This is a genomic window from Sphingomonas molluscorum, from assembly GCF_039522995.1.
Lineage (GTDB): Bacteria > Pseudomonadota > Alphaproteobacteria > Sphingomonadales > Sphingomonadaceae > Sphingomonas > Sphingomonas molluscorum.
Genome location: NZ_BAAAEL010000001.1, coordinates 118,071 through 135,978, shown reverse-complemented (window position 1 = coordinate 135,978; position 17,908 = coordinate 118,071). Strand labels below are relative to the sequence as shown.

At 70.8% G+C, this 17,908-nt stretch carries 16 protein-coding genes; 15 read left to right on the top strand and 1 reads right to left on the bottom strand.

Annotation, left to right across the window (positions count from 1 at the left end; all coding sequences use genetic code 11):
* Positions 1 to 19: 19 nt before the first annotated feature.
* Positions 20 to 2,083, bottom strand: a complete 2,064-nt coding sequence (locus tag ABDZ92_RS00720) for a TonB-dependent receptor (protein WP_125961462.1) — start codon at positions 2,081 to 2,083, stop codon at positions 20 to 22.
* Positions 2,084 to 2,231: 148 nt separating this feature from the next.
* Here ABDZ92_RS00720 and ABDZ92_RS00715 point away from each other — a divergent pair, with 148 nt between their 5' ends.
* The 15 genes from ABDZ92_RS00715 to murB all read left to right on the top strand — a co-directional run bounded on the left by ABDZ92_RS00715 (position 2,232) and on the right by murB (position 17,865).
* Positions 2,232 to 3,224, top strand: a complete 993-nt coding sequence (locus ABDZ92_RS00715; protein WP_125961461.1) for a cysteine synthase A — start codon at positions 2,232 to 2,234, stop codon at positions 3,222 to 3,224.
* A 47-nt stretch (positions 3,225 to 3,271) separates the two neighbouring features.
* Positions 3,272 to 3,589, top strand: a complete 318-nt coding sequence (locus ABDZ92_RS00710) for a hypothetical protein (RefSeq protein ID WP_239434590.1) — start codon at positions 3,272 to 3,274, stop codon at positions 3,587 to 3,589.
* A 359-nt stretch (positions 3,590 to 3,948) separates the two neighbouring features.
* Complete coding sequence (locus ABDZ92_RS00705) at positions 3,949 to 4,431, top strand: division/cell wall cluster transcriptional repressor MraZ (RefSeq protein ID WP_125961460.1); 483 nt, start codon at positions 3,949 to 3,951, stop codon at positions 4,429 to 4,431.
* Positions 4,428 to 5,375, top strand: coding sequence for a 16S rRNA (cytosine(1402)-N(4))-methyltransferase RsmH (rsmH, locus tag ABDZ92_RS00700; protein ID WP_125961459.1), 948 nt, complete (start codon positions 4,428 to 4,430; stop codon positions 5,373 to 5,375). The genes ABDZ92_RS00705 and rsmH overlap by 4 nt, the downstream gene beginning before the upstream one ends.
* Positions 5,375 to 6,112, top strand: coding sequence for a hypothetical protein (locus tag ABDZ92_RS00695; protein WP_206432225.1), 738 nt, complete (start codon positions 5,375 to 5,377; stop codon positions 6,110 to 6,112). The genes rsmH and ABDZ92_RS00695 overlap by 1 nt, the downstream gene beginning before the upstream one ends.
* A 20-nt stretch (positions 6,113 to 6,132) precedes the next feature.
* Complete coding sequence (locus ABDZ92_RS00690; RefSeq protein ID WP_425542272.1) at positions 6,133 to 7,818, top strand: peptidoglycan D,D-transpeptidase FtsI family protein; 1,686 nt, start codon at positions 6,133 to 6,135, stop codon at positions 7,816 to 7,818.
* The gene (locus tag ABDZ92_RS00685) at positions 7,815 to 9,236 is read left to right on the top strand and encodes a UDP-N-acetylmuramoyl-L-alanyl-D-glutamate--2,6-diaminopimelate ligase (RefSeq protein ID WP_125961456.1); all 1,422 of its coding nucleotides are present in this window, start codon (positions 7,815 to 7,817) and stop codon (positions 9,234 to 9,236) included. Before ABDZ92_RS00690 ends, ABDZ92_RS00685 begins: the two co-directional genes overlap by 4 nt.
* Complete coding sequence (locus ABDZ92_RS00680) at positions 9,233 to 10,603, top strand: UDP-N-acetylmuramoyl-tripeptide--D-alanyl-D-alanine ligase (RefSeq protein WP_125961455.1); 1,371 nt, start codon at positions 9,233 to 9,235, stop codon at positions 10,601 to 10,603. Before ABDZ92_RS00685 ends, ABDZ92_RS00680 begins: the two co-directional genes overlap by 4 nt.
* Positions 10,603 to 11,673 (top strand): phospho-N-acetylmuramoyl-pentapeptide-transferase, encoded by a 1,071-nt coding sequence (gene mraY / locus ABDZ92_RS00675; protein WP_125961454.1) that lies wholly within the window; start codon positions 10,603 to 10,605, stop codon positions 11,671 to 11,673. Before ABDZ92_RS00680 ends, mraY begins: the two co-directional genes overlap by 1 nt.
* Positions 11,670 to 12,959 (top strand): UDP-N-acetylmuramoyl-L-alanine--D-glutamate ligase, encoded by a 1,290-nt coding sequence (murD, locus tag ABDZ92_RS00670; protein WP_125961453.1) that lies wholly within the window; start codon positions 11,670 to 11,672, stop codon positions 12,957 to 12,959. Before mraY ends, murD begins: the two co-directional genes overlap by 4 nt.
* On the top strand, positions 12,956 to 14,185 hold the full coding sequence (locus ABDZ92_RS00665; RefSeq protein WP_125961452.1) for an FtsW/RodA/SpoVE family cell cycle protein: 1,230 nt from the start codon (positions 12,956 to 12,958) through the stop codon (positions 14,183 to 14,185). Before murD ends, ABDZ92_RS00665 begins: the two co-directional genes overlap by 4 nt.
* Complete coding sequence (murG, locus tag ABDZ92_RS00660) at positions 14,185 to 15,336, top strand: undecaprenyldiphospho-muramoylpentapeptide beta-N-acetylglucosaminyltransferase (RefSeq protein WP_125961451.1); 1,152 nt, start codon at positions 14,185 to 14,187, stop codon at positions 15,334 to 15,336. Before ABDZ92_RS00665 ends, murG begins: the two co-directional genes overlap by 1 nt.
* Positions 15,333 to 16,760 (top strand): UDP-N-acetylmuramate--L-alanine ligase, encoded by a 1,428-nt coding sequence (gene murC, locus ABDZ92_RS00655; RefSeq protein WP_125961450.1) that lies wholly within the window; start codon positions 15,333 to 15,335, stop codon positions 16,758 to 16,760. Before murG ends, murC begins: the two co-directional genes overlap by 4 nt.
* Positions 16,757 to 16,954 carry a hypothetical protein gene (locus ABDZ92_RS00650; protein WP_125961449.1) on the top strand — a complete coding sequence of 66 codons (198 nt, stop codon included), beginning with the start codon at positions 16,757 to 16,759 and terminating at the stop codon, positions 16,952 to 16,954. Before murC ends, ABDZ92_RS00650 begins: the two co-directional genes overlap by 4 nt.
* A complete protein-coding gene (murB, locus tag ABDZ92_RS00645; protein ID WP_241211900.1) occupies positions 16,951 to 17,865 on the top strand; it encodes a UDP-N-acetylmuramate dehydrogenase in 915 nt (304 codons plus the stop codon). Before ABDZ92_RS00650 ends, murB begins: the two co-directional genes overlap by 4 nt.
* Positions 17,866 to 17,908 lie beyond the last annotated feature (43 nt).

Genomic DNA, 17,908 nt, shown 5'->3' with positions numbered 1-17,908 from the left:
TCCTGCCCCGGCGTGCCGCTTACCCCCGGTAGCGCAGCCCCACCCACAGCGTCCGCGGCGACGCCCGCTCGACCACGTCGGCGCCGCTGATGCCGGTTTCCACCCGCTCGTTGAGCAGGTTCTCGCCCCGCAACTCCAGGGAGAAGCCGGCGCGGATCGGTGCCGCGAAGAAGGCGTCGACTGTGGTCGCGGGGGCGAGCGCCTCCTCATTGGCATCGTCCTCGAACTGGCGGGCGGCGTGGCGCAGCGTCAGTGCGGCGCCCCAGCCGCCCTGCCGCCAGTCGACGGTCGCCGACACCAGGTCGCGCGGCGTCTGCGCCGGCCGCAGCCCGTCGAGCGCCGCGGCGCTGCCCGACGCCTCCACCCGCGGATCGGTGTGCGACCAGGACACGCGCGCGCCGAACGGCCCCGGCCGGTAGCTCGCATCCAGCTCGAACCCCTTCGACTCGATCGCGTCGAGGTTGCGCCGCACCCGATAGACGCCCGCCGCCGACACGAAGCCCACACCCGGGAAAGTGCCCGGCCCGCGGCCCTCCGTCACATTGGCGATCGCATCCTCCAGCCGGTTCCAGAAGAAGGTGCCCGACAGCTGCATGCCCGGCAGCGGGGTGAGGGTAACGCCGCCCTCGGCCCCGGTCAGCTGCTCGGGCGCCAGGTCCGGGTTGGCGGCGGTGGCGTCCGGCCCCACCCGGAACGGACGGTAGAGCTCGTTGAGCGTCGGCAGCCGCCACCCGCGATAGGCCGCGGCCCGCAAGGCGATCGCATCGCTCGCCTGCCACGCGATCCCCGCACGGCCGGTCGCCTCGCTGCCGTCGCGATCGGCAAAGCGCGTGTCGGTCAGGGCCGCGCCCCCGGTGAGCGCGCGCTCGTCGAGATGCCCGTCCTCGATCCGCCACCAATCGACACGCCCGCCCAGCGACAGGGTCAGGTCGCCCAACTGCGCCGATCCGTCCGCAAACAGGCCCAGCGTTTGCGTCCGCCCGCCGGTCTCCCGGCGGCGCGTCGGGCTGCCCGCGACAAAGGTGTAGCGTTCCTGCGTGCGCCCCTCGAGCGCCCGCACGTCGCCGCCCAGCCGCAGCGAGATGCCCTTGCCGACTGGCGGCGCGACTTCGAAGCGCGCGCCGATGCCGGTGGCCGGCACGTTATACTGGTCCAGCGACTGGGTGGCGGTGGTCCGCGTCGCATCGACGCTCGCAAAGCTGCTCGCGAACGCCCGCGTCTGGACATAGCCCAGCGCCGACCAGCCCCAGCGGCCGCGCCCGACTAGCCGCACGCTCGCGTCCGCGCCCTCGCTGCTGTTGTCGGTAAAGGCGGTGCCGCGCTCGCGCCGGTCGGTAAAGGCGCTGACGTTGACCTGCACCTCGGTCTCCGGGGCGATCGCGATCCCCGCCCGGATCGCGCCTGACGCCTGCTCATAGGGTGCGGCGCGATCGGCGGGGCCGCGGTCTTCCGCCACGGTCGGCACGAAGCCGTCGCCGCGGGCATAGGCGCCCGACACCGTCGCAAAGCCGCTGCCGCGCACCAGCGTTGCCGAGCCGTTGGCCTCCACCGAGTCGCGGCTGCCATAGGCGATGCTGCCGGTGAGCGGCGACAGCTGGTCCGGCGTCGCGCTCTCCAGCTCGACCGTGCCGGCGAGCGCGCCCGACCCCCAGAAGCCGCTGCCGCCCCCGCGGGTCACGCGGATGCGGCCCAGCCGCTCGGTCGCATAGGCGGGGAAGGCGACCCAGCCGCCGAACGGGTCCGCCTGAGGCACGCCGTCCAGGATCAGCAGCGCGCGGCTCGACGCATTGCCGCCAATGCCGCGCAGCGACAGCCCCTGCGCGGTCGGATGCGCCGATCGCGAGTCGGCGCGCCGGAACTGCTGCAGGCCGGCCGCGTCGGCGAGCAGGGTCTCGAGCCGGTGGCTCGCTTCCGACAAGATACGCTCGCGATCGATCTCGACCACTGCCACCGTCGCTTCGGCGGGTGTCTCCAGCCCGCGGCCGGTGACCACCACTTCGTTCGCGGGCGGCGTTGCCTCCTGCGCCACGGCGGCGGCAGGAGCGCACACCGCGAGCGCGGCGATGGAGTGCGACAGCTTCATGGTGGAAATCCCCTTGTGTCCGGCCCGCGCCCTATTGCCTTCGGGCGCCAAGCTGAACCGAAAAGCGCGGGCATCCAGCGAATGCGGGTTGGCCCGCCCGTAGCATCGCTTGCTTGTGCCCGCGGCGGCTTGCACCCATGTAGCCGTCATGCACACCGCTCCCAACTCGCTCGCCCTGATCGGCAACACTCCGCTCGTCCTGTTGAAAGGTCCAAGCGAGGCTGCGGGCGCGGAAATCTACGGCAAGTGCGAGTTCGCCAACCCTGGCGCCTCGGTGAAGGACCGCGCGGCGCTTTCGATCATCGAGGATGCGGAGGCGCGCGGCCTGATCGCGCCCGGCGGCACCATCGTCGAGGGGACGGCCGGCAACACCGGCATCGGCCTGGCGCTGGTTGCCAATGCCAAGGGCTATCGCACCATCATCGTGATGCCGGAGACGCAGAGCCGGGAGAAGATGGACACGCTGCGCGCGCTCGGCGCCGAACTCGTGCTGGTGCCGGCGGCGCCCTATTCCAACCCCGGCCATTTCGTGCACACCTCGCGCCGCATCGCTGAGGAGACGCCGAACGCGATTTGGGCGAACCAGTTCGACAACATCGCCAACCGCCGCGCGCACATCACCGGCACCGCGCCCGAGATCTGGGACCAGATGGACGGCCGCATCGACGGCTTCACCTGTGCGGCGGGGACGGGCGGCACGCTCGCGGGTGTCGGCCTGGCGCTGAAGGAGCGGGACCCGAACGTCACCATCGCGCTCAGCGATCCGCATGGCGCCGCGCTCTACGAATATTATGCCTGCGGCGAGCTGAAGTCCGAAGGGTCCTCGGTCGCGGAAGGGATCGGCCAGGGGCGCATCACCGCCAACCTGGAGGGGGCGCCGATCGACACCCAGTTCCGCATCTCCGATGCCGAGGGCTATGAATGGGTCCGCCGCCTCCTGGACGAGGAGGGGATCTGCCTCGGCCTGTCGTCGGGCATCAACGTCGCCGGGGCCGTGCGCCTGGCGCGGGAGCTTGGGGCCGGCAGCCGGGTCGCGACGATCCTGTGCGACACGGGCTTTCGCTATCTCTCCACCCTCTACAACCCCGAATGGCTGGCGGCGAAGGGCCTCGCACCGCGACGCGAAGCGGCGGCAGCCTGACGCCACGGTCGACAGTGGCGGACGATTCGACTAGTTCTCCTTCACGCATGCCGAATGCCAATGAACAGCTGAGCGCGATGCAGCGTGTGCGGGTCGGGATGACCGGCCTCGCCGTCGTGCTCATCCTCATCCTGCTGGCGAGTGCGCTGGTCAGTTCCGCGCGCAACGATGCGCCGGTGGTGGCGGTCGGCGCGCCCAACGTGGAGACGGTCGCCAACATGACCGGCACCGACAAGGGCGTGAGCACCGCCGACGCGGGTCGCGAGCCGCTCGCCGAGCTCGGCATCGCGCCCGCCGCCACCAACAGCATCGCGCCGCCTGCCAAGCTCGCGCCGATGGAGCCGCCGGCTTCGATTCCCCAATAGGGGCGGTTTCCACCCGCTGACGGAGGGTTCCGCGCAACGCCAGCCGGCGTGCGCGCTCGCGCGCCTGTATCCGCGATCGGGCGGCGTTTCCCATTCTCTCCCACTGCCATTCGCCCGGTCCCGTCTCCTCGACGGGAGCCGGGTTCTTACGCGTGGCGGTGAATCCCGGACCAAGCGGGAAAAAGTGGCGGTAAATCCCACTCTCACCCAGGTTAGCCCATTGTGGGCCAAAGATGGATTTGATACGAATGTGTCAACGAGGGGGCAGCACCTCCGCCGCGAAGCCGAAGCGCGACTGGCCGGCGCCAGCATCGTGAGGACAGCGGGGAAGGCGACGCTGCGCGACCGATTGGGGCAGCGTGTCAGACCGAGAACTCTATCTGAGCTACGGGCTGCAAGCAGTTGACGCCAAAGGGCGAGTCGCTGTTCCCGCAAAGCTGCGCGCCGCACTGGAGCGCAACGCGGACGCCCGCGACCTGCTGATCGCGCGCGATTCCCAGCACGGCTGCCTGGTCGGGTTCGACGTCAACTGGCCCCGCATCCTGCACGCGCGCATCGATCCGCGCGAACTGGCGGTCGAGGACAGCGGGGAGGCGGTGGACTACAACGTGGCGGGCAATGCGTTCGGCAACCTGGAATCGGCGCCGTTCGATAGCGCCGGCCGCTTCGTGCTGCCGACCTTCTTCCGCCGCCGTGCCAAGATCGAGAAGTGGGCCTTCTTCCACGGCCGCGGCAACACCTTCAACATCTGGAACCCGGAAGCGCTGCTCGCCGACGACAGCATCGCCGAGGAGACGCGCGAGCTCGTCGAGTTCTGCATGGAAGAGAAGGGGCTGCGATGAGCGACGCGCCCCACATCCCCGTGCTGCTCGACGAGGTGCTCGACGGCCTCGCGATCGAGCCCGGCGAAGTGCATGTCGACGCCACCTTCGGCGCCGGCGGCTATACGCGTGCCATGCTCGGCCGGGGCGCGCGGGTGATCGCGTTCGATCGCGATCCCGATGCGGTGGCCAATGCCGCGCCGACCCTTGCCGAGGCGGGCGAGCGGCTGACGCTGGTCGAGGCGCCGTTCTCCTCGATGGCCTCGGCGCTGGCGGATCTGGGCGTCGTGCCCGTCGATGGCGTGACGATGGACATCGGTGTGTCCTCCATGCAGCTTGACCAGGCGGAGCGCGGCTTCTCCTTCCAGGCCGATGGGCCGCTCGACATGCGGATGAGCCAGTCGGGCCCCACTGCTGCCGATTTCGTCAACACCGCCGACGAGGCGGAGATCGCGGACGTGCTCTACCATTATGGCGAGGAGCCCCGCTCGCGCCGGGTGGCGCGCGCGATCGTCGAGGCGCGCCCGATCACCCGCACGGCCGAGCTCGCCTCGATCGTCCGCCGCGCGCTCGGCCACAAGCCGCACGAGAAGAAGGACCCGGCGACCCGCACCTTCCAGGCGCTGCGCATCCACCTGAACGCCGAGCTCGACGAGCTAGAGCGCGGGCTGGAAGCGGCCGAGCGCGTGCTGAAGCCCGGCGGCCGCCTGGCGGTGGTGACCTTCCACAGCCTGGAGGATCGCATCGTCAAGCGCTTCCTCCGCGAGCGCAGCGGCAGCACGCCCTCCGGATCGCGGCACATGCCCGCCCAGGCGGCAGGCCGCGCGCCCAGCTTCGAATCCCCCGCCAAGCCGGTCCGCGCCGGCGAGGCGGAGCTCGCGCGCAACCCGCGCGCACGATCGGCAACATTGCGAACCGCCCGGCGTACGGCCGCCGCGGCATGGACAGAGGCAGGAGTGAAGTAATGGCAGCGTTCGGGTTCAAGACACTCGGCTGGTGCCTGTGCGTCGCGGTGGTCGCGCCCGCCTTCTACCTCGTCACCTCGCAGGTGGCCGCCGAGCGCAGCCGCGTCGAATCGGTCGAGCGTGCGATCGTAAAGGCGCGCAACGACATCCGCGTGCTGGAGACCGAGTTCGACACCCGCGCCAACCTCGCGCAGCTGGAGCGCTGGAACGGCGACGTCCTCTCGCTGGCCGCTCCGCGTGCCGAGCAGTTCGTCGGTGGCGAGGCGATGCTGGCGCAGCTGCCCGGCCGCACGCCCGGCGACGATGTCCAGTTCGCCTCCTATGTGGTGCCGAGCGCCGGGGTGGTGCTGACCGCCGCGACCATGGCGCAGGCGGAGGCGGACGCCGCCGCAGCCAAGGTCGCAGCCGAAGCGGTGACCACCCGCGCACCGGTCGCCACCGCAAGCGTGTCCTCGGCCAAGCCGGTCGCCGCCGCAGCGCCCGTCGCGGTCGCGCGGACGCAGCCGGCGCCGCGCAAGGCTGCCGCCGCACCGGTCGCCGTCGCAAGCGCCGCGCCCGCAGCGCGCAAGCCCGCCGCCGCCCCGGTCCGCACCGCCGGCCTGGTGACCGCTGCGCCGAGCCGCCCGGCCGAGCGCAAGGCACAGGCCGTGGCGATGCTCGATCAGACGCTGCTCAGCGACCGCACCTTGCGCGATCTCGCCCGCGGTGCCCGGCAGGAGGCGGTGAAGAACCGGTGATCGTCGTCGTCGCGCCCCCGATGACTCAGCGCCAGGGTGATGGCGGCCGGCATTCGCTGGTCGCCATTGCGCATGTGCGGCTGATGATCGTGCTGCTGCTGTTCGCGGCGGGCGTGGCAATGGTGCTGCTCCGGCTGGCGACGCTCGCCATCTCGACCTCGCCCGCCTCCTCGCGCGATGCGGCGGCGGCGCTGGTGCCGTTGCGCGCCGACCTCGTCGACCGCAATGGGGCGCCGCTTGCCCGTACCATCGATGCCTGGTCGATCGCGGTGCGGCCGAACAAGGTGATCGGCGACAAGGCGCTGCTCGCCGAGCAGCTGGCGGCGGTCCTTCCCGAGCATGACGCCGGCTATTACCGCCGCATCCTGCAGGGCGACACGACCTTCCGCTACCTTCGCCGCCGCGCGCTCCCCGAGCTGGTGGGGCAGGTGAACGCGCTGGGCGAGCCCGGCATCGTCTTCGCGCGCGAGCCGGAGCGGCTGTATCCGCAATCGACGCTCGCCGCCCATGCGCTCGGCTATCTCGACATGGACGGCCGCGGGATGCGCGGCATGGAACGCTACCTCGATACCCGGCTGACCGACCCGGCAGAGCGCGGCCAGCCGGTCGCGCTGTCGCTCGACGTGCGCGTCCAGGCGGCGCTGGAGAGCGAGCTCAGCCAGGCGATGGCGCGCTTCCAGGCGGTCGGTGCCGCCGGCGTCATCCTCGACGTGGACTCGGGGGAGGTGATGGCGATGACCTCGCTTCCCACCTTCAACCCCAACAAGGTGACGAGCGGCGGGTCCGAGCTCAACATCCCGACCCAGGGCGTCTACGAGCTCGGCTCGACCTTCAAGCCGCTCACGGTCGCCGCCGCGATCGAGACCGGCGTCGCCAGTTCGATGAGCAAGCGCTACGACGCGACCCAGCCGCTGCCGATCGGTCGCTTCCGCATCCACGACGACCACGCCGAGCGCCGCTGGCTCAACATTCCCGAGACGCTGGTCCACTCGTCCAACATCGCCACGGCGCGCATCGCCGACGAGATGGGCGAGGCGCGGATGCGGACGCTCTTCCGCAGCCTCGGCTTCGACACGCCGCCCAGCATCGAGATCGAGAAGGCGCGCCCGATCTGGCCGACCTTCTGGGCGCGCACCACGACCATGACCTCCGCCTATGGCCATGGCATCGCGGTGACGCCGCTCCACCTCGCGACGGCTTACGCGACCATGGTCAACGGCGGCATCTGGCGCCCGGCGACCTTGTTGAAGCGCGCGCCTGGCGCGGTGCCCAAGGGCCGGCGCGTGTTCAGCCAGGCGACCAGCGACCGCATGCGCCAGCTGCTGCGCCTGGTGGTACAGGAAGGCACCGGCCGCCGCGGCGAGGCTCCGGGCTTCCGCGTCGGCGCCAAGACCGGGACGGCCGAGCGCGTGTCGGGGGGCGGCTATTCCAAGAAGGTGAACGTCTCGACCTTTGCGGCGGCTTTCCCGATGGACCACCCGCGCTATGTGGTGATCGCGATGCTCGACTCGCCCAAGGGAACCAAGGAAACCTACGGCTTCACCAGTGCCGCCTGGACGGCCGCGCCGGTGGCGTCGCGGGTGATCAGCCGCACGGGGCCGCTGCTGGGCGTGATCCCGGATGCGCGGGCCGACGTCGACACGAGCGAATTGCGCGGGCTGCTGTGGCATCCCGCTGGCCAGGAAAAGAGCGCGGGACCGGAATGAAGTTGGGAACTCTCCTCGGCACCGAAGGCGGCCCGACCGTCACCGGTTTCGCCATCGACCATCGCAAGGTGGCCCCGGGCACGATCTTCGGCGCGTTCGAGGGCGCGACGGTCAATGGCGAGGATTTCATCCCCGCAGCCGTCGCCGCCGGTGCGATCGCCGTGGTCGCTCGGCCGGAGGCGGTGGTCGAGGGCGCAGTCCACATCGCCGACCGCAACCCGCGCGAACGCTTCGCCCGCCTCGCGGCAGCGTTCTTTGCGCCGTTCCCCGAGACCGCGGTCGCGGTGACCGGCACCAATGGCAAGACCTCGACGGTCGAGCTCACCCGGCAGCTGTGGCGCATGCAGGGCCATCATGCCGCTTCGATCGGTACGCTGGGCGTCACCACCGCCGACGATCGCGTCTCGACCGGCCTCACCACGCCCGACGTGGTGACGTTCCTTTCCAACGTCGCCGGCCTGGCCCGCGAGGGCGTGACCCATGTCGCGTTCGAAGCATCGAGCCACGGCCTGTCGCAGTACCGGACCGAGGGCCTGCCGGTCCGCGCCGCCGCCTTCACCAACCTCAGCCGCGATCATCTCGATTATCACGGCGACATGGCGACCTATTTCACCGCCAAGCTGCGCCTTTTCTCCGAAGTGCTCGACCCGGACGGCGCGGCCGTGGTGTGGGTGGACGATCCCCACGCCGATCGCGTGATCGACCTCGCCCGCATGCGCGGCAACCGGCTGCTCACGGTCGGCGAGCATGGCGAGACGCTGCGCCTCGTCGGGCGCGACCCCACCTTGCTGGGTCAGACGCTCATGATCGAGGCGGAAGGGGAGACCCACAAGGTCAACCTGCCGCTGATCGGCGCCTATCAGGCTGCCAACGCGCTCACCGCCGCCGGGCTGGTGCTGGCGACCGGCGGCGATCTCAAGGCGACGCTCGCCGGCCTTTCCCGGCTCCAGCCGGTGCGTGGCCGGCTGGAGCGCGCGGTCATCACCCGCAGCGGCGCGCCGGTGTACGTCGACTATGCGCACACGCCGGATGCGCTCGAGGCCGCCATCGCTGCGCTGAAGCCCCATGCCGCCGGCCGCCTGATCGTCGTGTTCGGCGCCGGCGGCGACCGCGACACCGGCAAGCGCAAGCCGATGGGTGCGGCAGCCGCCGCTGGGGCCGACCTGGTCATCGTCACCGACGACAATCCCCGCAGCGAGGACCCGGCCGCCATCCGTGCGCAGGTGCTCGAAGGTGCGCCGGATGCACGCGAGATCGGCGGTCGTCGCGATGCTATCGCCGCCGCCATTGCGGAAGCGGGACCCGAAGACATCGTGCTGCTCGCCGGCAAAGGGCACGAACAGGGGCAGATCGTCGGAGATTTGGTGCTGCCGTTCGACGATGTCGCGGTGGCCCGGGAGTGTGCGGGGACGGCATGACATCCTTGTGGACCTCGGCCGAGATCGCGGCTGCCACCGGCGGCACCGCCTCGGCCGAATTCGCGGTCGACAGCGTTACCTTCGATTCGCGGGAGGTGGCGCCCGGAGACCTGTTCGTCGCGCTGAGCGGTGAGGCGACCGACGGCCACCGCTTCCTCGACGGCGCCTTCGTTCGCGGCGCCGCCGGCGCGCTGGTGTCGGCCGATACGCCGCATCCGAGCGTGCGCGTGGAGGACACCATGGCCGGGCTCGAAGCGCTCGCCCGTGCCGCCCGCGCCCGCATGGACGCGACGGTGATCGGCGTCACCGGCTCCGTCGGCAAGACCGGCACCAAGGAGGCGCTGTTCGCGGCCCTCGACCGCGGCGCGCCGGGCAGCGCGCACCGCTCGGTCAAGAGCTACAACAACCACACCGGCGTGCCGCTGAGCCTCGCGCGCATGCCGGCCGCCACCCGTTTCGGCGTGTTCGAGATGGGCATGAACCACGCGGGCGAACTGGCGGCGCTCACCCGCATCGTGCGCCCGCACATCGCGGTCGTCACCACCATCGCCCCCGCGCACACCGCCTTCTTCCCCTCCGAAGCCGCCATCGCCGACGCCAAGGGGGAGATCTTCCAGGGCCTGGAGCCCGGCGGCACCGCCATCATTCCCTTCGACAGCCCCCACCGGGACCGCCTGATCGCCGCGGCCCGCCCGCATGCCGGCCGGATCGTCACCTTCGGCCTGGGCGAGGGCGCGGACGTGCGCGCGGTCGAGCATGTCGCGATCGGCACCGGCGGCACCTTCGTCATCGCGAAGCTCGGCGACCGCGAACTGAGCTTCACCCTGGCGCCTCCGGGCGTGCACTGGGTCGCCAACGCGATGGCCGTGCTCGCCGCCGTCGAGGCGGCCGGCGGGGACCTCGCCCAGGCCGGGCTCGCGCTTGCCGACCTGCCGGGGCTTCCCGGCCGCGGCGCGCGCACGCAGATCGCGATCGGCGAGGGTAGCGCGCTGCTGATCGACGAGAGCTACAACGCCAATCCCGCCTCGATGCGCGCGACGCTCAAGGTGCTGGCCGAGGAGCCGGGCCGCAAGCTCGCGGTGCTCGGCGAGATGCGCGAACTGGGGGAGGCGAGCGACCGCTTCCACGCCGAGTTGGCGGGCCCGCTCGGCGAAGCGGGGGTTTCGCACGCCATATTGGTGGGCGCGGGCATGAAGGCTCTTGCCGAAGCCCTTGAGGGCACGGTCGATTTCGTCCATGTGCCCGACGCCGCTGCCGCGCAGGACCGCCTTTCGGCGCTGCTTGCGCCGGGCGACGCGGTTCTCGTCAAGGGCTCGAATGGGGTGGGGCTGGCAGCCGTGGTCGCGGCGCTGGCGGAAAGAGGCTGATGCTGTATCTGATCGCCGAGACGCTGGGCTTTCCGGGCGTCCTCAACCTCGTCCGCTATCTGAGCTTCCGCAGCGGCGGTGCCGTCGCGACGGCGCTGTTCCTTGGCCTCATCATCGGCCCCTGGTTCATCGGCTGGCTGCGCGTCCGCCAGGGCAAGGGGCAGCCGATCCGCACCGACGGACCGCAGACCCATCTCGCCAAGGTCGGCACGCCCACCATGGGCGGCCTGATGATCCTGACCTCGATGACGCTGTCCATCCTGCTGTGGATGGACCTGCGCAACCCGTTCGTCTGGGCCTGCCTGTTCGTGACGCTCGGCTTTGCGGCGATCGGGTTCCTCGACGACTATGACAAGGTGCGCAAGGCGAGCACCGCCGGCGTGCCCGGGCGCGTCCGCCTGCTGCTGGAATTCGTGATCGCCGGCATCGCCAGCTGGCTGATCATCCGCGAGACCGGCACCCAGCTCTACGTGCCCTTCTTCTCCAACGTCGCGATCGATCTCGGGCCGTTCTACGTCGTGTTCGCCGCCTTCACGATCGTGGCGTTCGGCAACGCCGTGAACCTGACCGACGGCCTGGATGGCCTCGCGACCATGCCGGTCATCATCGCCTCGGTCGCATTCATGGTGATCGCCTATCTGGCGGGCAACGCGAAGTTCGCGGGCTACCTCGGCATTCCCTATGTGGCGGGGGCGGGCGACCTCGCGATCCTGTGCGGCGCCATTGCGGGGGCGGGGCTCGCCTTCCTGTGGTTCAACGCGCCGCCGGCCGCCGTCTTCATGGGCGACACCGGCAGCCTGGCGCTCGGCGGCGCGCTCGGCGCGATTGCGGTCACCGCGCACCACGAGATCGTGCTCGGCATCATCGGCGGCCTGTTCGTGGTGGAGGCGCTCAGCGTCATCATCCAGGTGTTCTTCTACAAGCGCACCGGAAAGCGGGTGTTCAAGATGGCGCCTATCCACCATCATTTCGAACAGCTCGGCTGGGCGGAGGCGACGGTGGTGATCCGCTTCTGGATCGTGGCGCTGGTGCTGGCATTGGCCGGCCTGTCGACGTTGAAGCTGCGATGATCGTCGCGGGCGGCTGGTCCGGCAGGCGCTATGCGGTGCTGGGGCTTGCACGCTCCGGCATCGCCACGGTCAACGCGCTGCTTGCAGGCGGCGCGACCGTCACCGCCTGGGACAGCGATCCCGCGCGCCGTGACGCCGTGAGTGGCTCCACGCTCGCCGACCCGCTGGAAATCGACCTCGCCGGGTTCGACGGCGTGATCGTGTCGCCGGGCGTGCCGCTCAACAGCCACCCCATCGCCGCCAAGGCTGCCGCCGCGGGCGTGCCGATCCTCGGCGACATCGAGCTGTTCGCGCAGGCCCGTGCCGACCTGCCGCCGCACCGCGTCGTCGGCATCACCGGTACCAACGGCAAGTCGACCACGACCGCCCTGATCCACCACATCCTCCAGACGGCGGGCGTGCCGACCCTGATGGGCGGCAACATCGGCCTGCCGATCCTGGAGCAGCAGCCGCTGCCGGCGGGCGGCGTCTATGTGCTCGAACTGTCGAGCTACCAGATCGACCTCACCACCACGCTCGACTGTGAGGTGGCGGTGCTGCTCAACATTACCCCCGACCATCTCGACCGCTACGACGGCTTCGACGCCTATGCCGCGTCCAAGGCGCGGCTGTTCGCGATGCAGTCCGCTGGCCATGCCGCGATCATCGGCATCGGCGACACGCCCTCGGCTCTCATCGCCCGCCAGGTCGCGCAAGTGGGCCGCAGCGCCGACCTGACCAAGATCGCCCCCGGCGTCTGCATGGATCAGTCGCGCTGGCCATCGCTCCAGGGTCCGCACAACGCCCAGAACGCGCTCGCCGCCATCGCCGCCTGCGAGGCGCTGGGCGTCGACAATGCGGCGATCGACGCCGGCCTCGCGAGCTTTTCCGGCCTGCCCCACCGCATGCAGCGCGTGGGGGAGGTGAACGGCGTCGCCTTCATCGACGACAGCAAGGCGACCAACCCCGAGTCCGTCGCGCCCGCGCTCGCCGCCTTCCCGCGCATTCACTGGATCCTGGGTGGCAAGCCCAAGGGCGACGACCTCGACGCCTGCCGCCCCGGCTTCGGCCATGTCGTGCGCGCCTACACCATCGGCGAGGCCGGGCCCCGCTTCGCCGAGGTGCTGGCGCCCGAGCTGCCGGTGGAGGAGTCTGGCACGCTGGACGCAGCCGTCCGCGCCGCCGCCGCCCGTGCGGAGCCGGGCGAGGTGGTGCTCTTGTCGCCGGCCTGCGCCTCGTTCGATCAGTTCAGCGACTATGCCGAGCGTGGCCGCGCCTTTGCGCGCGCGGTGGAGGACCTGCGATGACCGATGTTGCGCGCGCCGCTTCTCTCCGTGCCGATCCCCTGCGCGAGCGCGTCCAGCGCCACGTCGGCCGCGGCGCCCGCTCGCCGATCGGCCTGTGGTTCCGCGACATCGACCGGGTGCTGCTGCTGATCGCGATGCTGCTGGTCGCGCTCGGGCTGGTCGCCGTCGCCGCCGCCAGCCCCGCCACGGCGGTGCGTTATTCCAGCGGTGCGGTGAAGATCCCGGCGATGGCCTATTTCTGGCGCCAGGCGCTGTGGGTGGTGCTGTCCTTCCCGGTGATGATCGGGGTCTCGATGCTGCCCGCGACGGCGGCACGGCGCTTTGCGCTGGGCGGGGCCGCCGTGTTCCTGGTGCTGCTGATGGCGACGCCGCTGATCGGGGTCGAGATCAACGGTGCCCGCCGCTGGATCGGGGTCGGGATCAGCCAGTTCCAGCCCTCCGAGTTCCTCAAACCGCTGTTCATCGTCGCCACCGCCTGGATCCTGTCGTTCCGCGCCAAGGATCCGCACCTGCCGGTCGTGCCGATCACCGGCGCGCTCACTGCGCTGGTAGGGTGCGTGCTGATGCTGCAGCCGGACTTCGGCCAGACGATCATCTTCGGCTCCGTCTGGCTGACGCTGCTGATGATCGCGGGCATCTCCACCCGGATCATGGCGCTGCTGGGTGCAATGGGCGCAGGCGGCGTGGTCGCGGCCTATGTCTTCTACGACACGGCCCGCATCCGCATCGACAGCTTCCTCTTCCCCGATCCCAACGCCGTCCACACCGACAGCTACCAGACCGACATGGCGCATGCGGTGCTGACGGCCGGCGGCATCACCGGCACGGGTCCCGGCGGCGGCCGCATCAAGTTCAAGCTGCCGGAAGCGCACACCGACTATATCTATGCGGTTGTGGGCGAGGAGTTCGGCCTGATCGCCTGTGCCGCGATCGCGCTTCTGTTCCTGGCGCTGGTGGTGCGCGTGTTCGTGCGGCTGCTGGACGAGGAAGACGCCTTCCGCCTGCTCGCCGCCGCCGGCCTTGCCGTGCAGTTCGGATTGCAGGCGCTGATCAACATGGCGGTGAACACCGGCATCGCGCCGTCCAAGGGCATGACGCTGCCGTTCATCAGCTATGGCGGCTCCTCGATGATCGCGCTGTCGCTCGGCATGGGACTGCTGCTCGCTTTCACGCGCCGGAACCCGTATCTGACGCGATCTCCCTACGGTACCCGGTGGAACGGTTGATGCGCGGATCGAAACATTATGTCCTGGCAGCTGGCGGCACGGGGGGGCACATGGTCCCTGCGGCGGCCCTTGCGACGGAGCTGACCGCGCGCGGCCACCGCGTCGCGCTGGTCAGCGACGAACGCGGCGTGCGTTTCCCAGGCCTGTTCGACGGCGTTCAGACGCATGTGCTTCCTGCCGGCCGCCTTCAGGGCGGGCCGCTGGGCTGGCTGCGCGCCGGGCGCGAGATGCTCGCCGGCCGCGCGATGGCGATGGCGCTCTACGACACCTTCCAGCCGTCCGCCGTCGTCGGCTTCGGCGGCTATCCCGCGCTACCGGCGCTGCTCGCGGCCTTTGCGCGCAAGGTGCCGACCGTGATCCACGAGCAGAACGCCGTCCTCGGTCGCGTCAACCGCTTCGTCGCCGGCCGCGTGAACGCGATCGCGACCTCCTACGAAGACGTGCAGCGGCTGAAGCCCGCCTATGCCGGCAAGGTCCACCTGGTCGGCAACCCGGTGCGCGAGTCCGTGCTTGCGCTGCGCGACCGCCCGTTCCCGACGCCGGAGGAAGACGGCCTGTTCCGCGTGCTGGTGACCGGCGGTAGCCAGGGTGCGAGCATCCTCAGCCAGGTCGTGCCCGACGGCCTCGCGCTGCTTCCGCTCCACTTCCGCCGCCGCCTGCAGGTGACGCACCAGGCCCGGCTGGAGGACATTGATCGCGTGCGCGCGCAATATGCCGAGCACGGTATCCCGGCGGAGATCGCCACCTATCTGCCCGACCTACCCGAGCGCCTCGCCTGGAGCCATGTCGTGATCGCCCGCGCCGGTGCCTCGACCATCGCCGAGCTCACCGCCGCCGGCCGCCCCGCGATCCTGGTGCCGCTCCCAAGCGCCACCGACGATCACCAGACCGTCAACGCGCGCGAGATCACCCAGGCGGGCGGCGCACGCACCATTCCGCAGACGGCCTTCACGCCCACTGAACTCGCCAAGCAGATCCAGAAGCTCGGTCTGGAGCCGCAGGCGCTGGAGAATGCCGCGCTTCGCGCGCGCAGCTGCGGCCGCCCCTATGCGGTCCGCGACCTCGCCGACCTTGTCGAGAGCATCGACTCTCCTCCGGCCCGGATCCCGAGCGGATCGGCCAAGCCCGCCGTGCGGGAGGCGCTGGCATGAAGGGCGTCGCAACCGACATCGGCACGATCCACTTCGTCGGCATCGGCGGCATCGGCATGTCCGGCATCGCCGAGGTGATGAAGAACCTGGGCTACCGCGTGCAGGGCTCCGACGTGGCCGAGGGCTATGTCGTCCAGGGGCTGCGCGACCGCGGCATCCCGGTGGCGATCGGCCATGCCGCCGCCAACCTGGGCGACGCGGCCGTGGTGGTGACCTCGACCGCCATCCAGCGCGGCAACCCGGAGGTCGAGGCTGCCCTTGCGCGCCGTGTGCCGGTCGTCCGCCGCGCGGAAATGCTCGCGGAGCTGATGCGCCTCAAGTCCACCGTCGCGGTCGCCGGCACCCATGGCAAGACCACCACGACGTCGCTGATCGCGGCGTTGCTGGACGCGGGCGGGGTCGATCCCACCGTCATCAACGGCGGCATCATCAACGCCTATGGCTCCAACGCGCGACTGGGTGCCAGCGACTGGATGGTGGTGGAGGCCGACGAGAGCGACGGCAGCTTCCTGCGCCTCGATGGCACGATCGCGGTCGTCACCAACATCGATCCCGAGCATCTCGACCATTATGGCTCGTTCGATCGCGCCAAGGATGCGTACGTCGAGTTCGTCGAGAACGTGCCCTTCTATGGCGCGGCGATCCTCTGCCTCGATCATCCGGAAGTGCAGGCGATCATCCCGCGCGTGCGAGATCGGCGGATCGTGACCTATGGCTTCGCCGCCCAGGCCGACGTTCGCGGCACCAACATCGTCTCGAAGGACGGCTGCAACCGCTTCGACGCGGTGGTGCGGGAACGCGACGGCAGCCAGCGCACCATCGCCGGCATCGTCCTGCCGATGGCCGGTCGCCACAACGTGCAGAACGCGCTCGCCGCCATTGCCGTCGCGATCGAGATGGGCATCGACGATGCCACCATCGCCAGCGGCTTCGGTGCCTTCGGCGGAGTGAAGCGCCGCTTTACCAAGGTCGGCACGGTTGCCGAGCCTGCGATGACCGTGATCGACGACTATGCGCACCACCCGGTCGAAATCCGCGCCGTGCTCTCCGCCGCGCGCGAAGCCTCTGCCGGGCGCGTGATCGCGGTCGTCCAGCCGCACCGCTACTCGCGGCTCGGCGCGCTGATGGATGAGTTCGCGCAGGCGTTCAACGACGCCGATGCGGTCTATGCGCTCCCCGTCTATGCGGCGGGCGAGGCACCGGTCGAGGGCGTGAGCGGGGAGGCGTTGGCCGAGCGCATCTGCCGGCGCGGTCACCGCTCCGCGCGCTCGGTCGCGGATGCCGCGGCGCTCGCACAGCTGCTCGCCGCCGACGCGCGCGAGGGCGACCTGATCGTCTGCCTGGGGGCAGGGGACATCACCAAGACCGCCGCCGGCCTCGCGGATGCGATCGCCCGGGCGGCGCGCGTGGAGCAGGCGGCATGAGCGACTGGTTCAAGACCGCGAGCGAGGCGCAGCGCGAACTGTTCCGCGCGCATGAGGCGCAGGTCGATGCCGTCCGCCGCATGCTCCAGGCCGGTGGCCAAGCCGCCGATTTCCAGGACGCCGGCCGTCGCGCGGCAGAGGCGCAGTGGAAGGCATGGCTCGCCTGGGCGAAGCTGTGGGGCTGGAGCAAGTGAGCACCGCCCTCCGCCTCGACACGGGCGCGTTGCCCCCGGTCGCCGGCAAGGTCGAGCCGCAGGGCTCGCTCGCCGACTTCATCTGGTTCCGCACCGGCGGTCCGGCAGAGTGGCTGGTGCGCCCTGACACGGTCGAGGCGCTGGCGGATCTCCTCGCCACGCTGGACCCGCAAGTGCCGGTGCTTCCGGTGGGCGTCGGCTCCAACCTCATCGTGCGCGACGGTGGCGTGCCCGGAGTTGTCGTGCGCCTGCCCAAGGCGATGGCGCGCGTCTCCGTCGAGCCCGGCAACCGCGTGCGGGCAGGGGCGGGGGCAATGGGGATCACCGTGGCCTCCGGCGCACGGGACGCCGGCATTGCCGGCCTGGAGTTCCTGCGCGGCATTCCCGGCACGGTCGGTGGCGCGGTGCGGATGAACGCCGGCGCCTATGGCCGCGACACCAGCGATATTCTGGTCGAGGCGACCGTCGTCACGCGCGAAGGCGCGATCGAGACCTGGTCCGCCGAGCGGCTGGGCTACACCTATCGTCATTCCGAGCTGCCGGCCGGCGCGGTCGTGGTCGAGGCGGTGTTCGAAGGCACGCCCGGCGACCCGGCCGCGATCGGCGCGGAGATGGACCGGATCGCCGCGGAGCGTGAGGCGTCGCAGCCGCTGCGCAGCCGCACCGGCGGCTCGACCTTCAAGAACCCGGACGGGCACAAGGCCTGGGCGCTGATCGACGCCGCCGGCTGCCGCGGCCTGCGCCGCGGCGACGCGCAGGTGAGCGAAAAGCACTGCAACTTCCTCCTCAACCTGGGGTCGGCCAGCAGCGCCGAGATCGAGGCGCTGGGCGAGGAAGTGCGCGCACGGGTGAAGGCCCATTCCGGCGTCGAGCTGGAATGGGAGATTCAGCGCGTGGGACTTGCCCAGTGATGCCGCGCACCATCGTTCTGGCCGCGAGCCAAGGAGTTTCCCT

Bases quoted from the DNA above. Each gene is read 5' to 3' on its own strand.
- ABDZ92_RS00720 (WP_125961462.1), bottom strand. From the start codon at position 2,083: ATGAAGCTGTCGCACTCCATCGCCGCGCTCGCGGTGTGCGCTCCTGCC.
- ABDZ92_RS00715 (WP_125961461.1), top strand. From the start codon at position 2,232: ATGCACACCGCTCCCAACTCGCTCGCCCTGATCGGCAACACTCCGCTC.
- ABDZ92_RS00710 (WP_239434590.1), top strand. From the start codon at position 3,272: ATGCCGAATGCCAATGAACAGCTGAGCGCGATGCAGCGTGTGCGGGTC.
- rsmH (WP_125961459.1), top strand. From the start codon at position 4,428: ATGAGCGACGCGCCCCACATCCCCGTGCTGCTCGACGAGGTGCTCGAC.
- ABDZ92_RS00695 (WP_206432225.1), top strand. From the start codon at position 5,375: ATGGCAGCGTTCGGGTTCAAGACACTCGGCTGGTGCCTGTGCGTCGCG.
- ABDZ92_RS00690 (WP_425542272.1), top strand. From the start codon at position 6,133: ATGACTCAGCGCCAGGGTGATGGCGGCCGGCATTCGCTGGTCGCCATT.
- ABDZ92_RS00685 (WP_125961456.1), top strand. From the start codon at position 7,815: ATGAAGTTGGGAACTCTCCTCGGCACCGAAGGCGGCCCGACCGTCACC.
- ABDZ92_RS00680 (WP_125961455.1), top strand. From the start codon at position 9,233: ATGACATCCTTGTGGACCTCGGCCGAGATCGCGGCTGCCACCGGCGGC.
- mraY (WP_125961454.1), top strand. From the start codon at position 10,603: ATGCTGTATCTGATCGCCGAGACGCTGGGCTTTCCGGGCGTCCTCAAC.
- murD (WP_125961453.1), top strand. From the start codon at position 11,670: ATGATCGTCGCGGGCGGCTGGTCCGGCAGGCGCTATGCGGTGCTGGGG.
- ABDZ92_RS00665 (WP_125961452.1), top strand. From the start codon at position 12,956: ATGACCGATGTTGCGCGCGCCGCTTCTCTCCGTGCCGATCCCCTGCGC.
- murG (WP_125961451.1), top strand. From the start codon at position 14,185: ATGCGCGGATCGAAACATTATGTCCTGGCAGCTGGCGGCACGGGGGGG.
- murC (WP_125961450.1), top strand. From the start codon at position 15,333: ATGAAGGGCGTCGCAACCGACATCGGCACGATCCACTTCGTCGGCATC.
- ABDZ92_RS00650 (WP_125961449.1), top strand. From the start codon at position 16,757: ATGAGCGACTGGTTCAAGACCGCGAGCGAGGCGCAGCGCGAACTGTTC.